We start from the raw sequence: 23926 nt of genomic DNA on the forward strand, positions 1-23926 counted from the left end.
CAACTTAATTATATAATTAATTTGACTTTATTATCAACATATTTTTTAAGCACTTGCATCAAATGTATATCGTGTTGTAGAATCGGGCTGCACCCGCATTTATTCTCCAAGCCTTTCCATAACAATTGTGCAAACACCTAATTTTTCAGAACTCAACCATCCTGTGGTCAAATCCCTGTTCCATCACAGCGACCAGGAATTATTGACTCTGTTTCAAAACCATCCCGATCAGGGTCGCTTCTTCACGGCGATTTTTTGCCGCTACGCTCAAATTGTACACTCGCTGATTCGCCATTCCGTGCGATCGCCCGTACAAGGCGATTACCTGTTTGCCCACACTTGGCTGCACATCTATCACGAACTCCGAGGCCTCGATTTACGCCGCGAAACCCAAGAGTCTGATGGCGGAAATCTCAGTCTCCAAAACTGGCTGATTAATGTCACCGCAGTGTGCATAAATCAAGCTGAATTGCCCCCTGTTGAGTCGATTCACTACTCTTTGCAATCGGCTCCGCCTCCGCTGTGGTGTTACGTCAAACAAGCCTTGGAATTGTTAGCGCCGCTGCCGCGTTTAGTGGTGTTGATGGCTCAGACTTTCCGCTGGAGCGAAACTCGAATAGCAGCTTATTTGCAAGCAGAAGGCGAAGCTATTTCGCCGGCTCAGGTAAAGGCTTTGCTGCAAAAAGGATATCAAAGTTTAGAATCCAACTTGCCGGAGGATATTCGGGCTATTTATCTAGAGGAAAATCTCGATTATCAAGAAGCACTTGTCTAGATATACACGATATAAATCCGCTCTTTCTAGTTGTAGGGGCGGGTTTTACCCGAAATATTTGGTAGGACTAACAGCATCGTAAACCCGCCCTTTTGCGAGGAATAAGGAAAAAATGGCAGTTTATCAAGTTCGGTTGGTGAATGAGGCTCTCGCGCTCGATCGCACGATCGCAGTACCAGACGACCAGTATATCTTAGATATCGCAGAAGATGCCGGCATCCGCTTGCCGAATGGATGCAAGCAAGGAGAGTGTTCTGCTTGCGTTGTCAAACTGCTGAGCGGTGAAATTGACCAAAGCGAACAAAAGTTTTTGAATCCGTCAGAATTGCAAGCTGGCTACGCTGTTACTTGTGTGGCTTACCCGCTTTCTGACTGCACTTTGTTAACGCATCAAGAACAAGTTTTGTATCAAGCCGCTCTTTATTTTAAGTAATACGAAATCGGTTTTTTACCATCTTTTATTCTAGTCTGGGGTTGCACGAAATTTATTTGTATAGGAGCGAATTATATTCGCCGATAAAATCGTTATCAAAGCAGATTTCTGTCATGTAAGGTGGGTGACTCTCCAGCATCTCGCTGCCACTTGAGTGGCTAGAAAGCCACCCACCCTAATGAGTATGGATAAACCCGCCCTTATAAATTCAGCAATTGTACAATCCGCTGAAGCGGAATTTCCGCCAAATCCAAGCGGTAATTAAGTTCGTAGGCTAGCTCGCCAACCGCTTTTTCCAAAATGTAAGCATCCAGCAAAACTTGTAGTTCCGGTATAGATTTGGGCAAGAAATCTGCATCGGCTGCTGTTGCCAAATAGCTCTTAACAAAAGTGAGGCTGACCCAGCGGTGCCAAACGTTTGCCCACTGCTGCATCTCCGGGAGATTTTCAGGGCGAATCATGCCACTTTCTACTTCATTGCGGAGTGCCAAAGTAACAGCGTAACTTATAGATTGCAGCATTCCCGCAACATCTCGCAGGGGCGACCTCTTCATCCGCCGCTCGTTTAATGGTCGATCGCGTTCTCCTCCGAAATCAATAATTACGAAGTCTTTGCCTGTATAAAGAACTTGCCCGAAATGAAAGTCTCCGTGACAGCGAATTCTATCGGTCGTGATTCTCAAGTTCAAAATAGACTTGAAACGTTCCATGAGCAAATCTTCGCGGTTGAGCAGCTTTTGCGCCGATTTTTGTATTTCGGGCGGCAGTTTGGACATCCGTTTTTTCAGCTCCAGCAAAGTTCTTCCGGCCAGATTTCTCATGTATTGATAAATGGAACGCTGGTAAAAGGAGGTGAAGTTTTCTGGGGCAAAAGCGGGATTTTCTGTGTCAGCAGCTAAAGCGAGGTGAAGTTCGGCTGTCCGCTGACCTAAAAGTTCGGCTGATGCTAAGTAAGAGCCGATGAGTTCGCGAGCTAATGCCGGAATTTCTAGCGATAAATCGGCTACTAGCGAGTTTTGCTGCCGCTGCGATCCGGTCAAAGCGTTCGGTAAATAATTTTCGGGGGCGGTAGATAAATTCTCGCCGGAATGCTTTGCTTCTACTGTCATTACTCGCTCGAAATAGTCGCGCAGCGTGTCTAATGTATAAGACCAAGCATCTACGCTGTCGGGGATTAATTTTTGTAGGATTCCGACTGTAAGGACTTGTTTTGCTGGTGTGTGATATTCCAATGCTCCAGCAATTGGAGCGTAGTGTTGGATCGAGTTGCGCTCTGTTAAAAAGCGTCCGATCTCTAATTCGGGGTTGATTCCTTCCTCGACTTTTCGCAATATTTTCAGGACGAAGCGATCGCCGTAACCTGCGGATGTATTGCTTTGTTCTTTTTTGAACAGGTGAGGGTCGAGGTGGGATAAATCTTCTTCTGAGCTGAATGCAGTGTCGGCTATTCCTAGTAGTTGGCCACCAGTACCTCTGTAACTGCGAGAAGTGGCGATCGCCCCCAGCAGCGCGCTCAGAAAACCTTTGTCCCCCGCAGCGTCAAATAGTACCCCGACTTCCTTGTTGGTTTCTGGGAAGTGGAGGCGCGCGATCGCCCGATCGTCCACATCGCCTTTCATCTCTTCCCACCCTAAAGGCAAAACGTAAGTTTCCGGCATACCTTCAGTATAATTCAACTGCAAAAACAGAATGTAAACTTGAGATTGCTCTCCCGCACTATCTTTACATTCAATCGGTATAATCTCACTTATTTCTAATGATTGAATTGTCCGAGCTGTACCGCTAAACCAGCGATGGCGCCGCAGGTATCCCGGCAAAATATTAAGCAGCATATCGCTTAACTGACTTGTAGCAAAAGCAGTTTTCCAATTGCCTATCACCGCCAAAGTAGGCAAGTCTGTGGGAACACCGTGCAGCGTCAAATCTTCATGTTTAACAGTAAGAGTAAACCAGTAAAACGTGTGAGGACTCAAGCACAAAAAGTAAGGATCTTCGCCAACAGCAGGAAACTCCGTGCGGCCGAAAATCTCCACCGGAACAGCACCTTTAAAGGGCGCAAGGTCTAATTCTGCCGTCTGGACGAAGCGCGACAAATTAGCCACTACGAGGATGTGTTCGTCTTGATAAGTGCGTACAAAAGCTAAAACTTTGCGGTTTTCCGGGTAGAGAAACTCGCAAGTTCCGCGGCCGAATGCTTGGAAGCGCTGCCTAATTGCAATCAGGCGTTTCATCCACCACCAAAGAGAACTCGGATTCGCCCGCTGCGCGTCCACGTTAACAGATTCGTAGTGATATTCAGGGTCAACAATTGGCGGTGCATACAGTCGCTGCGGGTTAGCACGGCTAAAACCGGCATTGCGATCGCCACTCCACTGCATCGGAGTTCTCACCCCGTTGCGATCGCCCAAATAGATATTGTCTCCCATGCCAATTTCATCGCCGTAGTAAAGCACCGGCGTACCCGGAAGAGACAGCAGCAAAGCATTCATCAACTCAATGCGGCGGCGGTTATTTCCCATCAAAGGAGCCAAGCGGCGACGGATGCCCAAATTAATTCTCGCCTGAGTGTCTTGAGCGTAAACCCGATACATATAATCTCGGTCTTCATCACTCACCATTTCCAGCGTCAATTCATCATGATTCCGCAAAAACAAGGCCCACTGACAGTTATTGGGAATCTGCGGAGTTTGCTGGAGAATATCGCTAATCGGGAAGCTATCTTCCATATACAAAGCCATAAATAAACGCGGCATCAGCGGAAAATGAAAGTTCATGTGACATTCATCCCCAGCAGCGTAATATTCAACCGCATCCTCCGGCCACTGATTCGCCTCAGCAAGCAGCATCCGGTTCGGGAATTTCTCATCTACGTGCTTCCGCAAGTGCTTGAGGAATACGTGAGTTTCTGGCAGGTTTTCGCAGTTAGTACCTTCGCGCTCATACAGGTAAGGCACCGCATCCATCCGCAGTCCGTCTACTCCCAGTGCCAACCAGAAATCCACCACATCTAAGATGGCTTGGCGGACGGCCGGATTGTCGTAATTCAAATCGGGTTGGTGGGAATAAAAACGGTGCCAGTAATAAGCTTTTGCTACGGCATCCCAAGCCCAATTAGAGGTTTCAAAATCTTTGAAAATAATCCGAGCATCTTGATATTTTTCCGGCGTGTCGCTCCACACATAAAAATCTCTTTCGTTACTTCCTTTCGGGGCGCGGCGCGCTCGCTGAAACCAAGCGTGCTGGTCGGAAGTGTGGTTGACAATTAACTCAATAATGACTCGAATTCCGCGTTCGTGCGCTGCTTCTAAAAGGTCTTTAAAATCCTCTAATGTGCCGTAAATCGGGTTGACGGTAGTATAGTGAGATGTGTCGTAGCCGTCGTCTCGGAGCGGCGAGGGAAAAAATGGTAGTACCCAAATTGCTGTTACTCCCAAGTTTTGCAGGTAATCCAGTTTTTCTGTCAGCCCTCTAAAGTCGCCGATGCCGTCTGCATTGCTGTCGGCAAAAGCCCGAACTGGTACTTCGTAAATAATCGCGTCTTTGAACCACAACGGGTCGTCATTTAACATTGAGTTTGGCATGATTTGTAGCGATGATTGGTAATTGGTAATTTGTACTTAAAATTTGGTAATTGGGATTTGTTAGTTCCCATCCAAACTGATAAATCATAACTTATAATTTGGCCGCTATTCCTCATGCCAGCCGCAGACTTTTAATCGTAATTTATTAACGCAAAACTTATAATTTCTTAACTATAAAATTTCAACAATCTGTTTGCTATTTCGGATACAGTTCACAATCCGGGTACTGTGCTAGCTACCGATGCGCGGTAGTGCCCACCATAGATACTCTCGCTCTCTCTGCTTCTTCCCCTCTGGCGCTGCCGTCAAAGGTGCGGTATTTACTACCTGCCGGACGGTTGCCACGACATTACAGTACCTTGACGTTTATTACTAATTTTCGTTACATTAGTTTACATAAAGCAACAAAAGTTAAGGAAAAAGCAAATATGGCTATCGTAATCTCTCTTTTAATCGTCGGTTGGGTCGCAGCAGCATTAATTGGCACTCAAGCATATTTCCTCGGGGAACAGTCAAAGCCCATCCACGAGCGGAATTGGAACGATGAATCTTTTGAAAAATTGGCTGTAGCAATCACAGCAACAGAGATGGATTACAGCGTTCGCGTTCCTGCCTATAGCATGGATGCCTATGGTAGCCGCACCATCTCGAATTCTTGATATCAAGTAACAGGTTTCACCATTTTCAATAACAGGCAGGATGCCTGTTCCACAAGAGAATTGATGGTTTGTGGAACAGGCATCTTGCCTGTTCCTAATTTTCAATAACAGGGCGGATGCCTGTTCCACAAGAAGACTTATTATTTGTGGAACAGGCATCCTGCCTGTTCCTAGCTGTTCGGCAACTACAAACTATTACCGACTAGCGCTGGGCGAGAATCTTTTTTGCGAAACTGCAAAGTGTTATTTTCGCAGTCGATCGCAATTGTATCACCCTCCACAAACGCATTTTCCAGAATCTTGTTGGCCAGCGGGTTTTCCAGCTCTCGCTGGATGGCGCGTTTCAAGGGACGAGCGCCGTAAACCGGGTCGTAACCGACATCTGTAATATGGTTTTTCGCCGCATCGGACAGTTCCAAAGTGATTTTTTGCTCTGCCAACAAACGCTCGATCCGCTTCACTTGAATGCTGACTATTTGCCGCAGTTCGACCTTGCTCAAAGTGTGGAACAAAATTATCTCGTCCACCCGATTGAGAAATTCGGGCCGGAAGTGCGATCGCAGGGCTGTCATTACCCGTTTTAACATCTGTTCGTACTCTTGGTCGGTCTCCCGTTCTTGAGTCAATAAATTTTCATTTTCACTCTTGTTTTCACTCTTGTTTTCACTCTTGGTTACACTATCAACATCAACTCGCTGGGCCGACACCTCAACAGTACCATCGGCAGCCACTTTATAATCTGTCTTTTGACTTGACAAATCTTTCGTTTCCTGCTTCCTGCTAGCAGGTTTTTTGACGGTTTTTTCCTTCTTAGTAAACACGTCTAAAATGTGGTCGCTGCCGATATTGCTAGTCATCACAATTACAGTATTTCTAAAGTCAACCACTCGACCTTGAGAATCGGTAATTCTGCCGTCATCCAACACTTGCAGCAAAATGTTAAATACGTCCGGGTGCGCTTTTTCCACTTCATCAAACAGCACTACCGAATAAGGATGTCTCCGCACTGCTTCCGAAAGTTGTCCCCCTTCATCGTAACCGACATATCCGGGGGGAGCTCCTACCAACCGAGAAACGCTGTGTTTCTCCATGTATTCCGACATATCGATGCGGACGATCGCATCATCGCTGTCAAACAAAAACTCCGCCAACGCCCGCGCTAACTCAGTTTTTCCGACGCCTGTCGGGCCCATAAACAAGAAAGAGCCGATCGGCCTTCCGGGGTCTTTCATCCCCGCCCTAGCGCGCCGAATTGCCGCCGCCACGGCTGTTACAGCTTCCTCTTGACCGATGACTTTTTGGTGCAAGTGTTTTTCCAATTGCAGCAATTTTTGGCGTTCGGATTCTAACAACCGGTTAACCGGAATGCCCGTCCATTTAGCGACAATTTCCGCAATATCGCCCTCAGTAACTTTTTCCCGCAGCAGGGAAGAACCTTGAGCTTGCTGTTTCAAAAGTTCCGCTTCTTTCGCTTCGCGATCGCGCACCGCAGTTTCCAACTTCCCATACTTTAACTGTGCGGCTTTATTCAAATCGTAAGCCCTTTCTGCCTGTTCGATTTGCACTCGCAATTGGTCTTCTTCTGCTTTCAATTTATTGATTGCATCCAACAACTGCTTTTCGCCCAACCACTGAGAGGACAATTTTTCCTGCTTGACTTTTAAGATGTCAATCTCAGATGTGATGCGTTCGACGCGGAAGCCGAGCCCAGGGGCGAGAGCACCTTTTCCTTCGCCTTCGATCGACAATTTTTCCATTTCCAACTGCATCACCCGGCGGTCAATGCCTTCCAATTCCACAGGTTTAGAGGTAATCTCCATTTTCAAGTGGGCGGCCGCTTCATCTACCAGGTCGATCGCCTTGTCCGGCAAAAAGCGATCGGAAATATAGCGAAAAGACAGAGTTGCAGCAGCTACCAGGGCAGAATCAGTAATTTTTACCCCGTGGTGGCGTTCGTAACGGTCTTTCAATCCGCGCAAAATCGAAACAGTATCTTCCACGCTGGGCTCGCCGACAAATACTTGTTGAAAGCGGCGTTCTAGTGCAGGATCTTTTTCAATATTCTTGCGGAATTCGTCGAGAGTTGTAGCGCCGATGCAGCGCAATTCGCCTCTCGCCAACATTGGTTTTAACAAATTTCCCGCATCCATTCCCGAACCGGAACTGCCACCGCCGCCAGTTCCGACAACCGTGTGCAATTCGTCAATAAATAGGACAATTTGCCCGTCGGAATCAATGACTTCCCGCAGAACAGACCGCAATCGTTCTTCAAATTCGCCCCGGAATTTTGCCCCAGCAATTAAACTGCCCATGTCGAGGCTGAATAGCTGGCGATTTTTCAAAGATTCCGGTACGTCGCCGTTGACAATTCGCTGGGCTAAACCTTCGGCGATCGCAGTTTTTCCGACTCCGGGATCGCCAATTAACACCGGATTGTTTTTTTGACGGCGAGAAAGAACTTGTACCACGCGGCGGATTTCCTCGTCGCGGCCGATTACTGGGTCGAGTTTGCCGGCTTTGGCGGCTTCTGTCAAATCGCGGCCATACTTGCTGAGGGCGTCGGAGTTAGCTTCGCCATCTTGATCTTGGGCTTTAGCGCTGCTGCGGCTGCCTTTCCCTGTTTCGGAATTTTTTTCTTGGGCTTTAGCAGTGGCGCGGAAAGATTTGATTGCTTCTTCGAGTTTTGGTCGATCGAGCGTACCGGCTGGGGGTTTGCGATCGTAACCGGGGCGGCCCGGCGGGCCGTCGCCTTTTGTCAGCAACCTGCGGCCGACTCGTTCGTCTTCTACTAAGCCAATTAATAAATGTTCAACGGCGATAAAATTATCTTGCCAAGTCGCCCTGGTGGCCTCGGCAACATCTAACATAACTTCTAAGCCGCGACCGAGGTATAGTTGGTCAGCGTTGGCAACTCTGGGCTGTCGTTTGGCAAAAGCATCTAACTGCTGGGCCAAGCGGGGGGCATCGACTCCAGCTTTGCTGAGAATGCTGTTTGCCTGGCCTTGCTGTTCGAGAAGGGCGATGGCTAAATGTTCAACCTCTAGCTGCTGATTGGCAAAGCGGCGGGCTACATCCTGGGATTTGACAATGGCTTCCCAGGCTTGATCTGTAAATTTGCTAGGGTCTGTTGGCTGCACGTTGGTTCCTCGCAATCAAGGGGATTCCTGTTGTTATCCGTTAATACATCGTCTCACAACCATCATAATCTTTAAACAGGATTATGAATTTATGAGTGCGGTTAACTAGGGCGGAAGTTGTGGCCTAATTGACCTCTTACAAAAGCTTACAGTCCGCTATCCACCCCGAAATTTGGTGCGCTCAGACCGACTCTAGCGATTCCCTTCGGGATAGGTTGGCTGGCCGTACTTATAAAAATATTGCCACAAACAAGATTTTTTATCGGCTGAGACTTATGCTATTTCCCACTTACCAATTTCTAGTTTTTTTCCTAATTATTTTTAGCCTGATCGTCTCTGTGAAACCCCAAGTCAATTTGTATAAAATTTTCTTGTTAATTTCAAGTTTATTATTTTATTCCTTTTGGAGTTTCGACTTTCTCTTGCTCCTCGTTTTCTCTACAGCCTCTAACTATATCATTCTCCGGGTTCTCTGCAACAACAATAAGTATAAAAAAATTGCTTTAATCTCCGGCTTAGTTTTCAACATTGCCTATCTCGGCATCTTTAAATATTGCAACTTCTTTGTAACTTCTTTATTTGAGATACTGAACCAGCTACAAATTCCAGCCAGCTTTCCAGTTTTGCAAATAATCGCCCCCGTCGGCGTGTCTTTCTACACTTTTAGAATGATTTCTCATTTGATCGACTGCTACCAGCAAAAAATACCCTGTCCAAAATTTATAGACTATGCCGCCTACATTACCTACTTTCCGCAAATTGCCTCTGGGCCAATCTCGCGAGCTCGCGAATTTTATTTGCAGCTAAATTCACGGAAAAAATACGACTATCAAATTGAAGAAGTTATAGTTTTGATTTTGTCTGGACTCTTCAAAAAATATACTTTATCGAGCTTTTTGTTTAACTTCACTGACTTACCATTCAAAGTACCCCAGCAGTACAGCAGCATCGATTTAATCCTCGCGGCAATTTCCTATTCCTGTTTAATTTATGTAGATTTCAGCGGCTATTCGGATTTAGCCAACGGTATCTCCTGTTTGCTGGGTTTCAAACCAATTGCCAACTTTAATATGCCATACCGATCACTCAGTCTGCAAGAATTTTGGAAAAGGTGGCACATCAGTCTTTCCGAGTGGCTGAGGGATTACGTTTACTTTCCCTTGGGCGGTAACAAATACGGCAAGTTGAGGAAGTACCTAAATCTATTTTTAACAATGGCGATCGGTGGATTTTGGCACGGCGCAGGTTTAAACTTTATTTTCTGGGGATCAATTCACGGTTTAGGATTAATTGTCAACCATTTATGTAAAGATCTCCCCCAAGCTATCCACTTTAAATTAGACTATGCCTTTCCCAGATTTGCTAAATTTTGCAGTTGGCTGCTAACATTTACTTTTGTTACTTGTAGCTGGGTATTTTTTGGCACTCCCAACTGGGAAACTGCGGTGAGTTTTTTTGAAGGAATTTTCCATCCTGCAGTCACAAGTTTTCAATTTAACTTTTGGCAATTGTATTTAGTAATTGCAGTTATTGGCGCGCTCAACTTGTGGGGCGATCGCATCGCGAAACTCTTGCAAACCGTATTGTCATTAAAAAACATTTTCTTTCGGGTTGTCTTAGTTTCACTGCTCGTGTATACTATCTTGATGTTGGGCCCGAGTACCATGCCGCCTTTTATTTACTTTAATTTCTAAGAAATATGAAAGACCGGGAATTTTTGCTGATTGTTACTTCTGTAATTCTCACTTTAATATTTTCAAACTTATCATTATTTCTCAAAAGCTTTGCTTCAACTCCTTTCGCCAGTGCAGAAATTAAACAAGCCGCGCGCCAGATCGAAATAGACGGTTTCAGAAAATCAGAACAAAATTTTTGGAGCCAAATTAAAGATATTAACTTCGATAGCCTTCCCAAAGAACCAGAAATTCCTCCTGTCCAAACCGAAACAAAAGCGGCCGTTGAACCCCCAAAGCCTGCTAATGCTAAAAAACCAACCCCAGCTAAAAAAACCACCCCAGTTAAACCCAAGCTGACCAGACCTTATCGCAGATTTTTATTTATTGGAGATTCCGTAATGTTCGACTTAGGAATTCAACTCCAGTACACTCTTAAGAAAAAATACAATATCGCCGATACGAAAATTGACTACAAGGTATCGACCGGATTAAATCGGATAGATTATTATGACTGGTATGCCAGAACTCGCCAAGTTCTTAATAATTACCAGCCGGATGTAGTGATAGTTTTATTCGGAGCCAATGACCGTCAAAATATCATTGATTCTCAAGGAAAAGGCTGGAAAGTTATGACCAAAGAATGGCAAAAAGCTTATCAAGAAAGAGTTGAAAGATATGTCAATTTACTTGATGCGTCATCCGTAAGAAAAGTGTATTGGGTCGGTCAATCGATGCCTAACAAATCTTCGTATATCAAAGTTTTTCCCATCATGAACGATATTTATAAAAATGCCAGCAAATCTTCAGCAAAAATCGAATTTGTTTCTACTTGGGACACTTTTGCACCCGGAGGAAGATTTGTTCCAGTAGTTGCTAATAAATCGGGTAAGCGAGGCTATGTAAAAAATAATGACGGCTTGCACTTTACATCCCACGGAGCTCAAATTATCAGCGACTTACTCGTTGACCAAATGGTAAGCGACAAAATATTAAAAGCTCCGACAAAGAAATGACTATAGTAGGTTGGGTTTCGTTGCCCAACCTAAAATTTGGACATTTCACCAATTATTGCAAAATAATATATTTAGTTCGGGACGCACATTGGCCTTGATTAACTAGGTTTATAGGGAAAATCTAGGCTTGAGTTATAATAAATTTACTCGTGAAACCGGGTTTATAACTCCCTATGCGTTCAGGACTAATATTGACAAAAAGCCACAGTAAATGTAATGCTGAATTCAGCATCCAACAACGGCCTCCATATCTAGCAATTGTCATGGCGACAAATTATGACGAGCAATATGTGGAAACTCGATCGCACTAACATCCCTGAGTCAATGGGGTGCAGCGGCAGAGCGCTAATCTTCACTCTCACTAAATATACTCAACCTTGGCAAAGAATAAACCTAGTTAAAAAAATCCTGCAACAGTGCGGCATCGAGCCTTTTGCTGAAGTTTTGGGCGTACCCAACAGCGGAATATTCAGAGAAAATATACCGGAATCCCTCAGAAAACCGCATCCGAATTTGCTGTTTCGCGCTTTGGCAATTCAGGCATTTGGGAAGGTGGGAGAGGGGCTGATATCAAGTGAGAGAAAGGCTAAAGCAAGTAATTTTAGCAAAAATCTGCTGGCGGCGTTAGAACAGGAAGCGCGAGGGGGATCGACTCCTTTAATTCGGTGGTCTGCGGCTGTTAGTATTAAGTCAATTTGGTTGGATGAAGCAGGGCAACAACAAGGCAAGGAAGGTGCTGTCAATGTCACAATCAATGCAGAGGAAATTGAGGGACGGGTTGTAGAAGAGCAAATTCAACTATTAGCAAGCAACAAATTTGCTTTGGGCGACAGCCGCAGAAATGACAGCCACAAGGAATATGATAATTGTCTCGATTTTTGGGTGTACGGCCCTAGCTGGCTGCTGCCGAGCCTGCCAATGAATGGCGACGAATATCTATTTTGGATTGATCGAGTATTTGCTGCGATCGCACTTACGGGCCCGTACAAATTGAGTGCCGACAACGATGCAGCGGTAACAAACTTTTTGGAAGTGGCAGAAAATAATTTTAATGACTTGGAATTCTCCAAAATACTTGCCAAAATTTTTGAGTTTCTGCACCACCCGGAAGCGAGAGTTAAAAATCTAGCTACAATTATTTTAGAACCTTACAAAGACAAGATTGACCGAAAATCGGCGCAGATTCTGACAGCGCTCCTATATAAATTTAATGTAAAATATCAGCCTTTAGAATCCCTTACTATTCCCGAAATCGAGGAGTACAAAGCGTCACTATATTTCGGTAAAATGGAAATTGACGACTTGTATTGTGAGGCGTTGGCGCTGTGCGGCGATCGGGATGTCGAACTCGCAAGTTTCTTGTCCGCTAAACAAAGGGAATACCAACATACTCTAGAGGAGTATATCAACAATCTCAGCAAGTTAGTTAAGTCAATCATACATTGCCAGAGCTTGTTAGATGCTAATAGAGAACTTTTGTATTTGACTGTAGATAGGCTGGAAAAATGGGATTACACTCTAGACAATAAACTGGCGGCGCACCGCAAAAAAATTCAAAACCTGAGCTTGGATAAAAGTACCTCCGAGCAGTGCATAAACCTCGACAATGAACTCAATCATATCAGAGATTCTTTGCAGTATACGTTGTATGAAGTCACATCAAATATTAACAGTCAAATTAGAGAGTTAGAACTTTCGGCATCCAAAAATAGCAAGACGGCAACAGATATGTTTAGGTGGACGTGGCTATTGTTCGCGGTGGGGTTTTCAGTAGGGTGGTTTTTTTATTTATCAAATTTAGTGATTAACTGGATATTCGCGGTCAGCTACACCAGCGAATTTCTAGTTTATTGGACTATTTTATTTAGTGTAATGGTGGTATTTTTGTTAGTATTAGCTGTATTCTTTTCGGCGCTCGCTGCTTTTGACCAGCGCCGAGAATCTAAATTAATTCCTCAATTTGATAGCTTAAGCCAAATAGGGAGCAGTTTTTCTATATTGTGGCAAAAAATATATTTGCAGCAGTTTTTACCGTCTGTGCGATCGAATTAAAAGTTTCAGTTGACAGTTGACAGTTGACAGTTGTGGGTACGACTGTTGTCAAAAGGAAAACGGAAGAGGGAAGATAGTTTTTCCTTCCCCTTCCCCCTCTTAAGAAAGTTAGGATGCGGTTGTTGCTGCTACTTTCTGGGTGTTGCTACCTTGATTTTCCAGTTGAATTAACTCAACTTTATATCCATCTGGGTCTTGCACAAAAGCGATGACTGTTGAACCGTGCTTCATCGGGCCGGGTTCGCGACTAACTTTACCGCCGCGAGCTTTAATTTCATCGCAAGTACCGTAAATGTCGTCAACGCCGATCGCAATATGACCGTAAGCATCCCCCAAATTGTACTCTGTGACGCCCCAGTTGTATGTTAATTCCAAAACTGTAGTGTCGGATTCATCGCCGTAGCCCACAAAAGCCAGAGTAAATTTACCGTCTGGATAGTCCTTTTGCCGCAGCAATTTCATGCCCAGAACCTCAGTGTAAAATTTGAGGGATTCTTCCAGGTTGCCGACTCGGAGCATCGTGTGTAGTAGTTGCATTTAGCTCACTCCAAATTTTTTAAGCTTTCATCTATTTTAGCGATTTATTGCTGAAAAAACTCGCGCCTCAACCGTCGCAATTGCCGCAGGTTGACAACTGTCTATTTGATTTAGCTTTGTACTTCCACCACACCCCTAAACATATTCATGCCGCAAGTAAATAGGTATCGTCCAGGTTTTTGAGGGGTAAATTCAACAGCCGTTACCTGATTGAGAGGTAATTCTAGCACAATGTGAAAATCTGGTAACAACACTTTTTCAAGACAACTGTTGGGGTCGCGCCTCAAGAAATTGAGCCTGACTAATTGACCTGCTTTCACAACTACAGTGGCAGGCTCATAACCCCCGTCTACAGTAATAGTCAACTCTTGTATCCCCTGAATATATTCAGCTTTCTGCCCTTTAGATTTACTGAACAAAAACCACCACACTTCCAAACCAATTAATGTTAAACCACCTATTGTGACGCCAACTTTTAAACCTAGTGGCTGTTCAATGCTGCGGAATTGAGTCGTTGAAGTAGAATGCTGGACGGACATTTCGGAAGCTTGAACTCCCGATGCCATTCCCATCAAAAGTCCTAAACTCGCGAGACTTCCCCAAATTTGACTAGGCTGTAACATTTTTATAATTACTCCAAATTTATGCACTAGATTTGGCTTGAAAATTCCGCAATCGCAAAGCATTAGTAACTACAGAGACTGAACTGAAAGCCATTGCTGCACCGGCGATAATTGGATTTAGCAGCCAGCCGAAAATGGGGTACAAAATGCCCGCCGCGATCGGTATTCCAGCGATGTTGTAAATAAACGCAAAAAACAGATTCTCTCGGATGTTCCGCATGGTGGCGCGGGAAAGTTTAATTGCTGTAACTATGCCTTGCAAATCTCCTGAAATTAAGGTAATGTCGCTGGCGGCGATCGCCACATCGGTGCCGGTGCCGATCGCAATTCCCACGTCTGCTAAGGCCAAAGCCGGCGCGTCGTTAATCCCGTCTCCCACCATCGCAACAATTTTTCCTCCCCGTTGCAGGGCTTGGATTTGAGCTGCTTTTTGGTCGGGTCTAACTTCGGCAAAAACGCGAGTAATGCCCACGGATTGGGCGATCGACTCCGCAGTCGCGCGGTTGTCGCCCGTCAGCATCGCTACCTCCAAACCGAGTTTTTGAAGAGCTTTCACCGCCTGCGCGGACGATGGTTTGAGAGCATCCGCAATGCCCAGAATTGCCTCTATTTTGCCTTCTACAGCCATCCAAACAACCGTTTTGCTCGCTGCTTCTAAAGCTCTCCCGCGCAGTTCCAGATATTCAGTATCGCAGCCTAGTTCCTGCATCCACCTCAGCGTTCCCAGGGCGATCGACTTTCCGCCTACAACCCCGCGCACGCCACTCCCCGCGATCGCCTCAAAATCCTTAACATCCGTCAAATTAACCTCTTGAGATTGAGCGTACCTCACAACAGCTTCCCCCAAAGGATGCTCGGAATTGCGCTCGACAGACGCCGCCAATTGCAGCAACTTTAACTCATTGCTGTTCGCCGTTCCCCTAATTGTCACAAAATCAGTTACAGTCGGCTTGCCTTCGGTGAGGGTTCCAGTTTTATCTAACACGATAATTTGGATTTTATGAGCCAATTCTAAACTCTCGGCTCCTTTAATTAAAATCCCGTTTTCTGCACCTTTACCAGTTCCCACCATCACAGCAGTCGGAGTCGCCAAACCCAAAGCACACGGACAGGCAATAATCAGCACTTCCACCATTGTTACGGTTGCAAAAGTGATGTTTCCAGTGGCGTTAAACCAGATAATAAAAGTAGCTATAGCGACGGCAATTACTACAGGAACAAACCAACCAGTTACTTGGTCTGCTAACTTTTGAATCGGTGCTTTTGAACCCTGTGCGTCCTGCACCATCTTGACAATTTGAGCTAAAAATGTATCTTTGCCAACTCTTGTCGCCCGAAACTTGAAGCTGCCAGTTTTATTAATTGTGGCTCCGATAACTTCGTCGCCAAGCTGCTTTTTCACAGGCAAACTTTCTCCCGTAACCATTGCTTCGTCTACCGTCGAAGCACCCTCAATTACCTCTCCATCTACGGGGATTTGCTCTCCCGGCCGCACCTGCACGATGTCGCCAATTTCCACTTGGGCGATCGGCACTTCCAACTCTTCCCCGTTGCGAATTATCCGAGCAGTTTTTGCTTGCAAACCCATGAGTTTGCGAATGGCCTCCGAAGTCTCTCCCTTCGCGCGATTTTCTAGGGTTTTCCCCAACAAAATTAAGGCGATAACGCTAGCGGCTACTTCGTAGTAAACACTAGGAGTCAAACCTTGGGCAGTGAAGAAACCGGGAAAAAAGGTCACAAATACAGAATAAAAGTAAGCAGCACTCGTACCCAAAGCAATCAGGGTATCCATTGTTGCTACGCGCCGTTTTAGGGATTTCCAAGCTCCCACATAAAACGATTTCCCGCACCAGAATTGTACTGGTGATGTCAGGACTAATTGCAGCCAAAAATTGTGCAGCCATGCGGGAATAAATGGCAGATGCAAGCCGGTCATCGCTGGAATAGCGCCCACAACTAGCAGGATGCTGATGATACCTGCTGTCCAGAGTTTCCGCTGCAAGTTTTGAGATTCAGATTTGCGATCTGCTTGTTCGGAATCATCCTCTGTCGCCGCCATTTCTGGAAGTGGCAAAGCTTGGTATCCCGCATCATCAACCGCCGATTGAATTGTTTCTAAGTTGGTTTGCTGGGAGTCGTATTGGATGGTTGCTTGTTCCATCCCAAAATTGACATGACACTCAATTACGCCGGGAACAGATTGAATGGCTTGTTCGATAGATGAAGCACAAGAAGCACAACTCATGCCCCGCAATTTAAGTGTGAGATTGTCCATATATGCCATCCTCAATGAGACTTTACCCTTTCTCTTTAAATAGTTGGATAGCCCGCCGATGCGATCGCTTTCCTAACTTCACTTTCTGACTTAGCGGTTTGAATCGTGACCAATTTTGTCTTGAGATCGGCCTCAACCTTTGAGGCTGAGTCAATGGCTTGGACTGCTTTTGTTATTGTATTCGCACAAGCAGAACAAGCCATCTTAGGAACTTTTAGCTGTAAAGTCATAGTTTGAACCTCAGCAGAAACTACTCTGCTCAATAAATGAATTAACTCCATTGTAAAGTCTCCAGTTCACTGGAGAGTCAAGAGGAATTGCGAAATAAATCAGAAATTATCAAAAAAGTGGTTTGACACGCTACCCATAGGGGTAAGGCGCGCACTGTGCACCCTACATAATTCGGTTGTCAGTCCTGTAAATCTTAAATTTGAGTTCGATAGACGGTACAGCAATAATTCTTTACAATTCCGAGGCAAAAATTTCATCCTAATTTCATTTATATGTGGAAAGCTGAAGATAAATGGCCGTTTTAAGGATATAAAATCGATGAAACCAATTTCATTAAAAACAGGGTTTGCAGCGCTGATGTTGACCGCCACAGCAGCTTTAACCAGCGGAGTGCTTGCAGCTTGTTCAAAAGCCCCTTCCAGCGAAGCTCAAGCCCCAAATGTTACGGCTGCAACCGAAGCAAACAACAAGCAAAAGGTGGCCCAAGGCGGTGGCATGAATCATGGCATGAATCATGGCACGAATCACGATATGTCAATGGATTTAGGCCCTGCTGATGCCGACTACGATTTGCGGTTTATTGATGGGATGACAGTACACCACCAAGGTGCTGTAAAAATGGCTCAAGATGTGCTTAAACAATCCAAACGCCCGGAAATGAAAAAACTTGCCACTAATATAATTGCTGCTCAAAACCGCGAAATCAATCAAATGAAAGAGTGGCGAAAAACTTGGTATCCCAAAGCCAGCAGTACGCCGATGGCTTATCACGCTCCAATGGGTCACATGATGGCAATGACTCCCGAACAAATGCAAAGCATGATGATGAGCATGGATTTAGGGGCCGGTGACGACCAATTTGACTTGCGATTTATCAATGCGATGATTCCTCACCACGAAGGAGCTTTAGTGATGGCTGAAGATGCTTTGAAGAAGTCAAAACGCCCGGAAATGAAGAAATTGTCTCAAGAAATTCTGACTTCGCAAAAGCAAGAAATTGAGCAAATGAAACAGTGGCGGCAAACTTGGTATAAACAGTAATTTAGCTCACCTCAACAAAACGTGACCCAAATCCCCAAAATGAGTGACCTTAATCACAGTAGCTCAATAGTTAAGAAAATACTTGCTTCACAAAAGCAAGAAATTGAGCAAATGAAAAAGTCGCGACAACCTTGGTAGACAAAGTAATGTAGCTCGACTGTGGCTGTCAGCATTTGTCTGACTCCACCTCAGTTCCATGAGAGTACCTACACCTACTGTAGATAATTGAACCGCCTTACCTCTAAAGTAGTAGAAAGTTACGTAAAAATACTGTAGACAATTGCTCAGCCCTACCTCTAAAGTAATAGATAGGTCAGCAAAAAGCTATATACATAGAGAGGGTAGTTTATGATATTGAATACCTTGGAATTAAACAGCACTTATAAATCAAATGCAGCCGTAGATGAGCTACGGAGCGAATTGACAAAAGAAATTGCAGCGCCAGCAGAGATAAAAAAACCGGAAAAAAATCTACAGCAAAATCGCTTGTCATTAGGCGAAACTTATCTTCGTATTTTAGAATCTGGTGGGCATCTGGGCTGCTAATTCAAAATTTTATTCTAATTTCATCCTAATTTCATTTGACCGTGAAATACTAGGTTGAGTAGAGCATTTCTAGCTCTTGGTCATTGCTTAGCGGTCGCTTCTTGGAAAATGCTAATAAGTAACTTTACTTAAGGGGTATCACTTACTTACCTTGGCAAAATACCAACTGCTAAACCTGTGGCACTCAACCTGATTTCAAGGACAATGCCAACGATGATATTCCACAAATATGCTCAGTGTTCGGCAATTATTAGCAGCTTGTCGGGAAGTTTGCTCAGCCTAATTTTGCTAAGTTCTCCTGCCGCTGTTTTTGCCCACGCTGGCCACGGAGATGAATTTCAGCATAGCGACGAAGCAACTGAAACTCCTACTGCTATTTCTGTCGATGCCGCAACAGCAAAACGATTAGGAATTAAAGTTTCCCCTGCCGCTCGCCAGCGACTAGATATCGGCATCAAAACCACAGGACAAATTGAAACTTTACCCAACGAAAAAGTAGAAGTTACGGCTCCTGTTGCTGGGAAAGTAATAGAGTTGCTGGTTAAGCCTGGGGACAAAGTATCAAAAGGCCAACCCGTTGCGGTGTTATCGAGTTCAGAATTAGGACAGTTGCGGGTTGAATCTCTCTCGAAACGTGCCGAAGCTGAGGCAGATTTGCAGCAAGCGGAAGGCGATCTCAAACTAGCACGAGAAAATTACGATCGCCAACTTCAAATATCCGCAGCGGAAATCGCCCAAGCCCAAACCCAATTGACAGCGGTAACTAAGCAGTACCAACAAGAACAAGAATTAGTAAACAAGCGTTCCGTGGTGCAAGCCGCTAAAGAAAATTATCAGCGTCAAGTTGAAATAGCGCAAGCGGAAATAGTGCGGGCAGAAACTGAACTGACAGTGGCTAAAGAACAGTTCGATCGCGACAAAGAATTAGTGGCATCTGGGGCGATCGCGCGGCGCACAATGCTGGAGTCGCAAGCCCACTTCGCCGAAGCACAAGCCGCTGTTGCTAAAGCAAAAAGCCGTCCTGAAGTTATCAAAGCCCAAACCGAAATTAAACAAGCCGAAGTAGACCTCCCAATGCGGGAATTGCGGGAATCTCAAGGCAGAGTAGCAGAAGCAAAAGCTCAACTTACCAGAGCTCAGAGCCGCCGGGAAGTCCTAGAAGCCGAGAACCAAGTCAAACGCGGCCAAACTGCCGTCGAAGTCGCTCAGTCGCGTATTCGCTTGGCTGACGCAGCCTATCAAGCGCGGCTCCAACAATTAGGAACTGTTGCCAACGATCGAGGACTCGTTACCGTAGTTGCTCCGATTTCGGGGACGGTAGCCGATCGCTTCATCACCCCAGGAGAGTCAGTAAACGCTGAAAAACCGCTGATGAGTCTGTTAAATGACAGCCGCGTTTTTGCCACAGCCAATATTTACGAAAAAGACCTGAATCAAGTAAAACAGGGTCAGGAAGTCAGGGTAAAAGTCGCTAATTTACCCGATCGCACTTTCAATGGAAAAATCGCCTTAATTGGGTCATCCGTGGAAGGAGAAACGCGGGTTGTGCCGGTGAAAGCAGAACTAGATAATATTAACGGTGAATTAAAGCCAGGACTGTTTGCTGAGTTGGAGATTTTAACCGACAAAACTGCAACAAATATTTTAGCAATTCCGAGTGCGGCGGTAGTGGATGTTAGCGGTAAAAAAACCGTTTACGTCCAAAATGGCAATGCTTATCAAGCGGTTGAAATTGAACTCGGTCAAACTGCCGGAGATTTAGTTGAAGTTAAGAGGGGTTTATTCGAGGGAGATTTGATAGTAACGCAGCGAGCACCTCAACTTTACGCACAATCTTTGCGGGGGGGCAGCAAGCCCTCAAAAGACGAGGCAAAGAAAGACGCAACTCCAAAGGTAACAGAAATTAATTTTAATAATTTACCCGTGTCTTTATGGTGGGCGGGAATAGGGGGAGGAGTTGCGATCGCATCTCTGACTTTCACAGCCGGCGTGTTGTGGGGAAATCGACGCAAATTGCCAGCAATAGCAGCGGATTCTGGAAACAATGCCGGAAACAATAGTTTTTCCAGCTCTGCATCGGCGTTAGACAATGAACTGCTGTTACACAATGACAACCATCACGTTAAAACTCAAGAGACAGAAGTCAAGAGTTTGAAGTAAACAATTGCGTGAATATAGCAATTGAGTTTGCATAAGTATGTATCTATTAACTCAAAGATAATAAAATGTTCAGCACTATTCTTAGATGGGTAATAAACCGCCGCTGGCTAGTTGTTATCGCTACCATTATTGTTAGTCTTTGGACATTGTATATCATCCCCCAAATGTCGCTTGATGTCTTCCCTCCTTTTGCACCCCCGCAAGTCGAAATTCAGACGGAAGCACCGGGGCTCGCGCCGGAAGAAATTGAGTCTTTAGTAACACTGCCAATTGAAAGTGCGATTAATGGAACTCCTGGGGTGACAGCAGTGCGATCGTCTTCGGCTGTGGGTCTTTCTGCGGTTAAGGTAATCTTTGATTGGGGAACTGAAATTTATCAAGCGCGCCAGTTGATAACAGAAAGGTTGCAGCAAGCGCAAAGCAAACTCCCCGCCGGAGTAGAAACACCGCAAATTTCTCCGACAACTTCTCCTGTGGGTACTGTTATTACCTATGCTTTTACCTCGGAAACTACTCCTTTGATGGAAGTGCGCCGTCTGGTTGATTGGCAAGTCACAAATCGCCTTCTAGCTGTGACTGGCGTTGCTCAAGTGGTGGCTTACGGCGGCGAAGAAAGGCAGTATCAAGTATTAGTAGAACCTGCCAAGTTGAAAGCTTTTAATGTGTCGTTGCAGCAAGTTGCCGAAGCGGCTGCGGCTGCTAATGTTAACGCGCCGGGGGGGTATTTAATTACGCCGGATCGAGAAACTTTAATCCGGGGGGTGGGGCGGATTGAGTCTGTGGAAGATTTGCAACAATCGGCGATCGACTCTCGCCACGGAACGCCCGTCAGAATTGGTGATGTGGCTGATGTCAAGATTGGTGCTGCAATCAAGCGGGGCGACGGCAGTTTTAACGGCAAAAAAGCTGTAATTGTGATGGTAAATAGACAGCCAGTTGCTGATACTCCGACGGTAACTAAAGCGGTTGAGGCAGCAATGGCTGAGGTGCAGCAAGCTCTGCCCAAAGATATCAAAGTTACTGTGACTTTTCGACAGGAAGAATATATCAATTCTTCGGTGGAGAATGTGCGATCGGCTTTAGTTGAAGGCAGCATCATTGTTACCATCATTCTGATCCCGTTTTTGATGAATTGGCGCACTCTGGCGGTTGTTTTGCTGGATTTCTTTCTGACTTGGCTGTTGGCGCTGCTGGCGATGAATTGGCTGGGGCTGGGGCTGAATACGATGACTTTGGGGGGTTTGTCGGTGGCGATCGGCACTGCGATCGACGATGCGATCGTCTATGCCGAAAATACCTACCGCAATTTGAGGGAAAATACGTCTTCGCTTCATCCGCGCCCGGTGATGGATGTGATTTTTGATGGCAGTCAAGAGGTGCGCGATTCGTTAATTGGAGCGACTGTTATTGGCATTGTGGTGTTTTCGCCAATTTTTACTTTGCCCGGTGTAGAAGGTCGAATTTTTACGCCTATGGGAATTACTTATCTGGTAGTTGTGGTGATTTCTAGTCTGGAGTCGCTGTTAATATCTCCGGCCCTTTGCGCTATCTTGTTGCCTAACAAACGCATGAGTGCTGCGGAACCTTGGCTGCCGAGATTTTGCAAGAAAGTATATCATTTTTTGATAAATTTGTCAATGCGCTATTCGGGGATTATTTTAGCTTTAGCTGCTGCTAGTATGGTGGCTGCATTAATTATTTTGCCATCCTTTGGACGGGTGTTTTTGCCGGAGTTTCAGGAGCAAACTTTGGTGAATACTATTATGCTTTATCCGGGGGTGTCTTTGGAGACAACGGATAGCGCGGCTTTTGCTATTGAAGATGCACTTAAGGATGATACTAGGTTTGAATACGTGCAAGTGCGATCGGGCAGAGCTCCGGGTGATGCTGATGCTGCGGGAGTTAATTTGGCTCACATTGATATTGGTTTAAGCGAGGAGGGCATGAAAAACAGGCCGAAAACTTTGGAAGCGCTGCGGCAGGAGTTTGGTAAATTGCCGGGAGTTGCACCAAATATCGGCGGTTTTATTTCTCACCGGATGGATGAGGTTTTATCTGGTGTCAGAAGTCAGATTGCTGTCAAAATCTTTGGCCCGGATTTGGATCAACTTCGCAGCATCAGTGCCCAAGTTGAAGAGCAAATGAAAACAGTTGAAGGAATTGTGGATTTGCAACTAGAACCGCAGGTGCCTGTTCAACAAATTCAAATTAAGTTTAACCGCCAAGCTGCGGGTAGATACGGTTTAAAGATTGGAGAACTTTCAGAAATAATTGAAACAGCTTTAAACGGCAAGGTTGTTTCTCAAGTTTTGGAGGTGCAGCAAACTTTTGACTTAGTTGTTTGGTTGCAGCCTGAAGCTAGAAATAACTTAGAAACTATTCAGAATTTGCTGGTTGATACTCCAAGCGGCAACAAGATTCCCCTTGCCCAAGTTGCGACTGTCAAATACGGTACGGGTCCAAATACGATTAACCGCGAGAATGTTTCTCGCTTGATTGTGGCGGCTGCTAATGCTAAAGGTAGGGATTTGCGATCGGTTGTGAATGAAATTCAAGCTAAAGTAAGACGAGAGGTAGAGTTGCCTTTTGGCTATTTTATCCAGTACGGCGGTCAATTTGAAGCTGAGCAAAGAGCTTCGCAAAATATTATGATATTTAGTGCGATCGCCTTTTTGGTAATTACAGTATTGATGTACTTGTCCGTCAAGTCCATTCCTTCAACTGCTATGATTATGATTAATTTGCCGATCGGCTTAGTGGGAGGAGTAATTGCGGTAGCTTTGACGGGCGGCATTATCTCTGTAGCTTCCCTAGTTGGCTTTGTCACATTATTCGGCGTTGCTACCCGTAACGGCTTGCTTTTAGTAGACAACTACAACTCTAAATTTGCTGAAGGACTGCCTTTTAAGGAAGCAATTATTAAAGGTTCGATGGAACGGCTCAACGCCATCTTGATGACCGCTTTAACTTCAGCTTTGGGTTTAGCACCTTTAGTATTTGAAGGCGGGGCGGGCAAGGAAATCCTCCAACCGCTGTCAGTAGTAGTTTTAGGAGGTTTATTTACTTCTACAGCACTAACTCTGTTAGTTTTGCCAGCTTTGTATGCTCAATTTGGGACATTTTTACGACCTCAAAAACCTCAGCCAGTTATTGAAGACGGTAAGGTACTTAATGTGTGATATTTTCT

At 45.2% G+C, this 23926-nt stretch carries 15 protein-coding genes and 3 pseudogenes; 10 read left to right on the forward strand and 8 right to left on the reverse strand.

Going from position 1 to position 23926, the window contains the following annotated elements; genetic code table 11:
* Nucleotides 1–127 precede the first annotated feature (127 nt).
* Nucleotides 128–775, forward strand: coding sequence for a sigma-70 family RNA polymerase sigma factor (locus QUA77_RS00560; RefSeq protein WP_333037384.1), 648 nt, complete (start codon nt 128–130; stop codon nt 773–775).
* 112 nt (nt 776–887) lie between these two features.
* Complete coding sequence (locus tag QUA77_RS00565; protein WP_333037383.1) at nt 888–1208, forward strand: 2Fe-2S iron-sulfur cluster-binding protein; 321 nt, start codon at nt 888–890, stop codon at nt 1206–1208.
* A 200-nt stretch (nt 1209–1408) separates the two neighbouring features.
* On the opposite strand, the gene treS is transcribed toward QUA77_RS00565, so the two are convergent.
* The gene (gene treS, locus QUA77_RS00570; RefSeq protein ID WP_333448936.1) at nt 1409–4789 is read right to left on the reverse strand and encodes a maltose alpha-D-glucosyltransferase; all 3381 of its coding nucleotides are present in this window, start codon (nt 4787–4789) and stop codon (nt 1409–1411) included.
* A gap of 428 nt (nt 4790–5217) precedes the next feature.
* Between treS and QUA77_RS00575 the strand changes: the two genes are divergently transcribed.
* Nucleotides 5218–5448 carry a photosystem II protein, Psb35-related gene (locus QUA77_RS00575; protein ID WP_333037381.1) on the forward strand — a complete coding sequence of 77 codons (231 nt, stop codon included), beginning with the start codon at nt 5218–5220 and terminating at the stop codon, nt 5446–5448.
* 185 nt (nt 5449–5633) lie between these two features.
* Here the strand turns inward: QUA77_RS00575 and QUA77_RS29230 are convergent.
* The 3 pseudogenes from QUA77_RS29230 to QUA77_RS29240 form a co-directional block, all read right to left on the reverse strand.
* A pseudogene (locus QUA77_RS29230) lies at nt 5634–6053 on the reverse strand (ATP-dependent chaperone ClpB); the annotation flags it as partial.
* A gap of 192 nt (nt 6054–6245) precedes the next feature.
* A pseudogene (locus tag QUA77_RS29235) lies at nt 6246–6767 on the reverse strand (AAA family ATPase); the annotation flags it as partial.
* Between the two features lie 423 nt (nt 6768–7190).
* Nucleotides 7191–8585: pseudogene (locus QUA77_RS29240) on the reverse strand (Clp protease N-terminal domain-containing protein); the annotation flags it as partial.
* Nucleotides 8586–9208: 623 nt separating this feature from the next.
* Between QUA77_RS29240 and QUA77_RS00585 the strand changes: the two are divergent.
* The 3 genes from QUA77_RS00585 (at nt 9209) to QUA77_RS00595 (ending at nt 13326) form a co-directional block, all read left to right on the forward strand.
* Nucleotides 9209–10279 (forward strand): MBOAT family O-acyltransferase, encoded by a 1071-nt coding sequence (locus QUA77_RS00585; RefSeq protein ID WP_333448937.1) that lies wholly within the window; start codon nt 9209–9211, stop codon nt 10277–10279.
* Nucleotides 10280–10284: 5 nt separating this feature from the next.
* Nucleotides 10285–11274 carry a DUF459 domain-containing protein gene (locus QUA77_RS00590; RefSeq protein WP_333448938.1) on the forward strand — a complete coding sequence of 330 codons (990 nt, stop codon included), beginning with the start codon at nt 10285–10287 and terminating at the stop codon, nt 11272–11274.
* A gap of 276 nt (nt 11275–11550) precedes the next feature.
* Nucleotides 11551–13326, forward strand: coding sequence for a hypothetical protein (locus QUA77_RS00595; protein ID WP_333448939.1), 1776 nt, complete (start codon nt 11551–11553; stop codon nt 13324–13326).
* A gap of 108 nt (nt 13327–13434) precedes the next feature.
* On the opposite strand, the gene gloA is transcribed toward QUA77_RS00595, so the two are convergent.
* The 4 genes from gloA to QUA77_RS00615 all read right to left on the reverse strand — a co-directional run bounded on the left by gloA (nt 13435) and on the right by QUA77_RS00615 (nt 16991).
* Nucleotides 13435–13863 (reverse strand): lactoylglutathione lyase, encoded by a 429-nt coding sequence (gene gloA / locus QUA77_RS00600; protein WP_333448940.1) that lies wholly within the window; start codon nt 13861–13863, stop codon nt 13435–13437.
* Between the two features lie 110 nt (nt 13864–13973).
* Nucleotides 13974–14486, reverse strand: coding sequence for a cupredoxin domain-containing protein (locus QUA77_RS00605; protein WP_333448941.1), 513 nt, complete (start codon nt 14484–14486; stop codon nt 13974–13976).
* A gap of 19 nt (nt 14487–14505) precedes the next feature.
* Nucleotides 14506–16761, reverse strand: coding sequence for a heavy metal translocating P-type ATPase (locus QUA77_RS00610; protein WP_333448942.1), 2256 nt, complete (start codon nt 16759–16761; stop codon nt 14506–14508).
* Nucleotides 16762–16796: 35 nt separating this feature from the next.
* Nucleotides 16797–16991, reverse strand: a complete 195-nt coding sequence (locus QUA77_RS00615; RefSeq protein ID WP_333037373.1) for a heavy-metal-associated domain-containing protein — start codon at nt 16989–16991, stop codon at nt 16797–16799.
* Nucleotides 16992–17310: 319 nt separating this feature from the next.
* Here QUA77_RS00615 and QUA77_RS00620 point away from each other — a divergent pair, with 319 nt between their 5' ends.
* The 4 genes from QUA77_RS00620 (at nt 17311) to QUA77_RS00635 (ending at nt 23918) form a co-directional block, all read left to right on the forward strand.
* Nucleotides 17311–18033, forward strand: coding sequence for a DUF305 domain-containing protein (locus QUA77_RS00620; protein ID WP_333448943.1), 723 nt, complete (start codon nt 17311–17313; stop codon nt 18031–18033).
* Between the two features lie 348 nt (nt 18034–18381).
* On the forward strand, nt 18382–18579 hold the full coding sequence (locus QUA77_RS00625; protein ID WP_333037371.1) for a hypothetical protein: 198 nt from the start codon (nt 18382–18384) through the stop codon (nt 18577–18579).
* A 204-nt stretch (nt 18580–18783) separates the two neighbouring features.
* Nucleotides 18784–20739 (forward strand): efflux RND transporter periplasmic adaptor subunit, encoded by a 1956-nt coding sequence (locus tag QUA77_RS00630; RefSeq protein ID WP_445302047.1) that lies wholly within the window; start codon nt 18784–18786, stop codon nt 20737–20739.
* A gap of 65 nt (nt 20740–20804) precedes the next feature.
* On the forward strand, nt 20805–23918 hold the full coding sequence (locus QUA77_RS00635) for an efflux RND transporter permease subunit (protein WP_333448944.1): 3114 nt from the start codon (nt 20805–20807) through the stop codon (nt 23916–23918).
* The last annotated feature ends 8 nt before the right edge of the window (nt 23919–23926 follow it).

The sequence above is a fragment of the Microcoleus sp. K5-D4 genome (assembly GCF_036704575.1).
Classification (GTDB): Bacteria; Cyanobacteriota; Cyanobacteriia; order Cyanobacteriales; family Microcoleaceae; genus Microcoleus.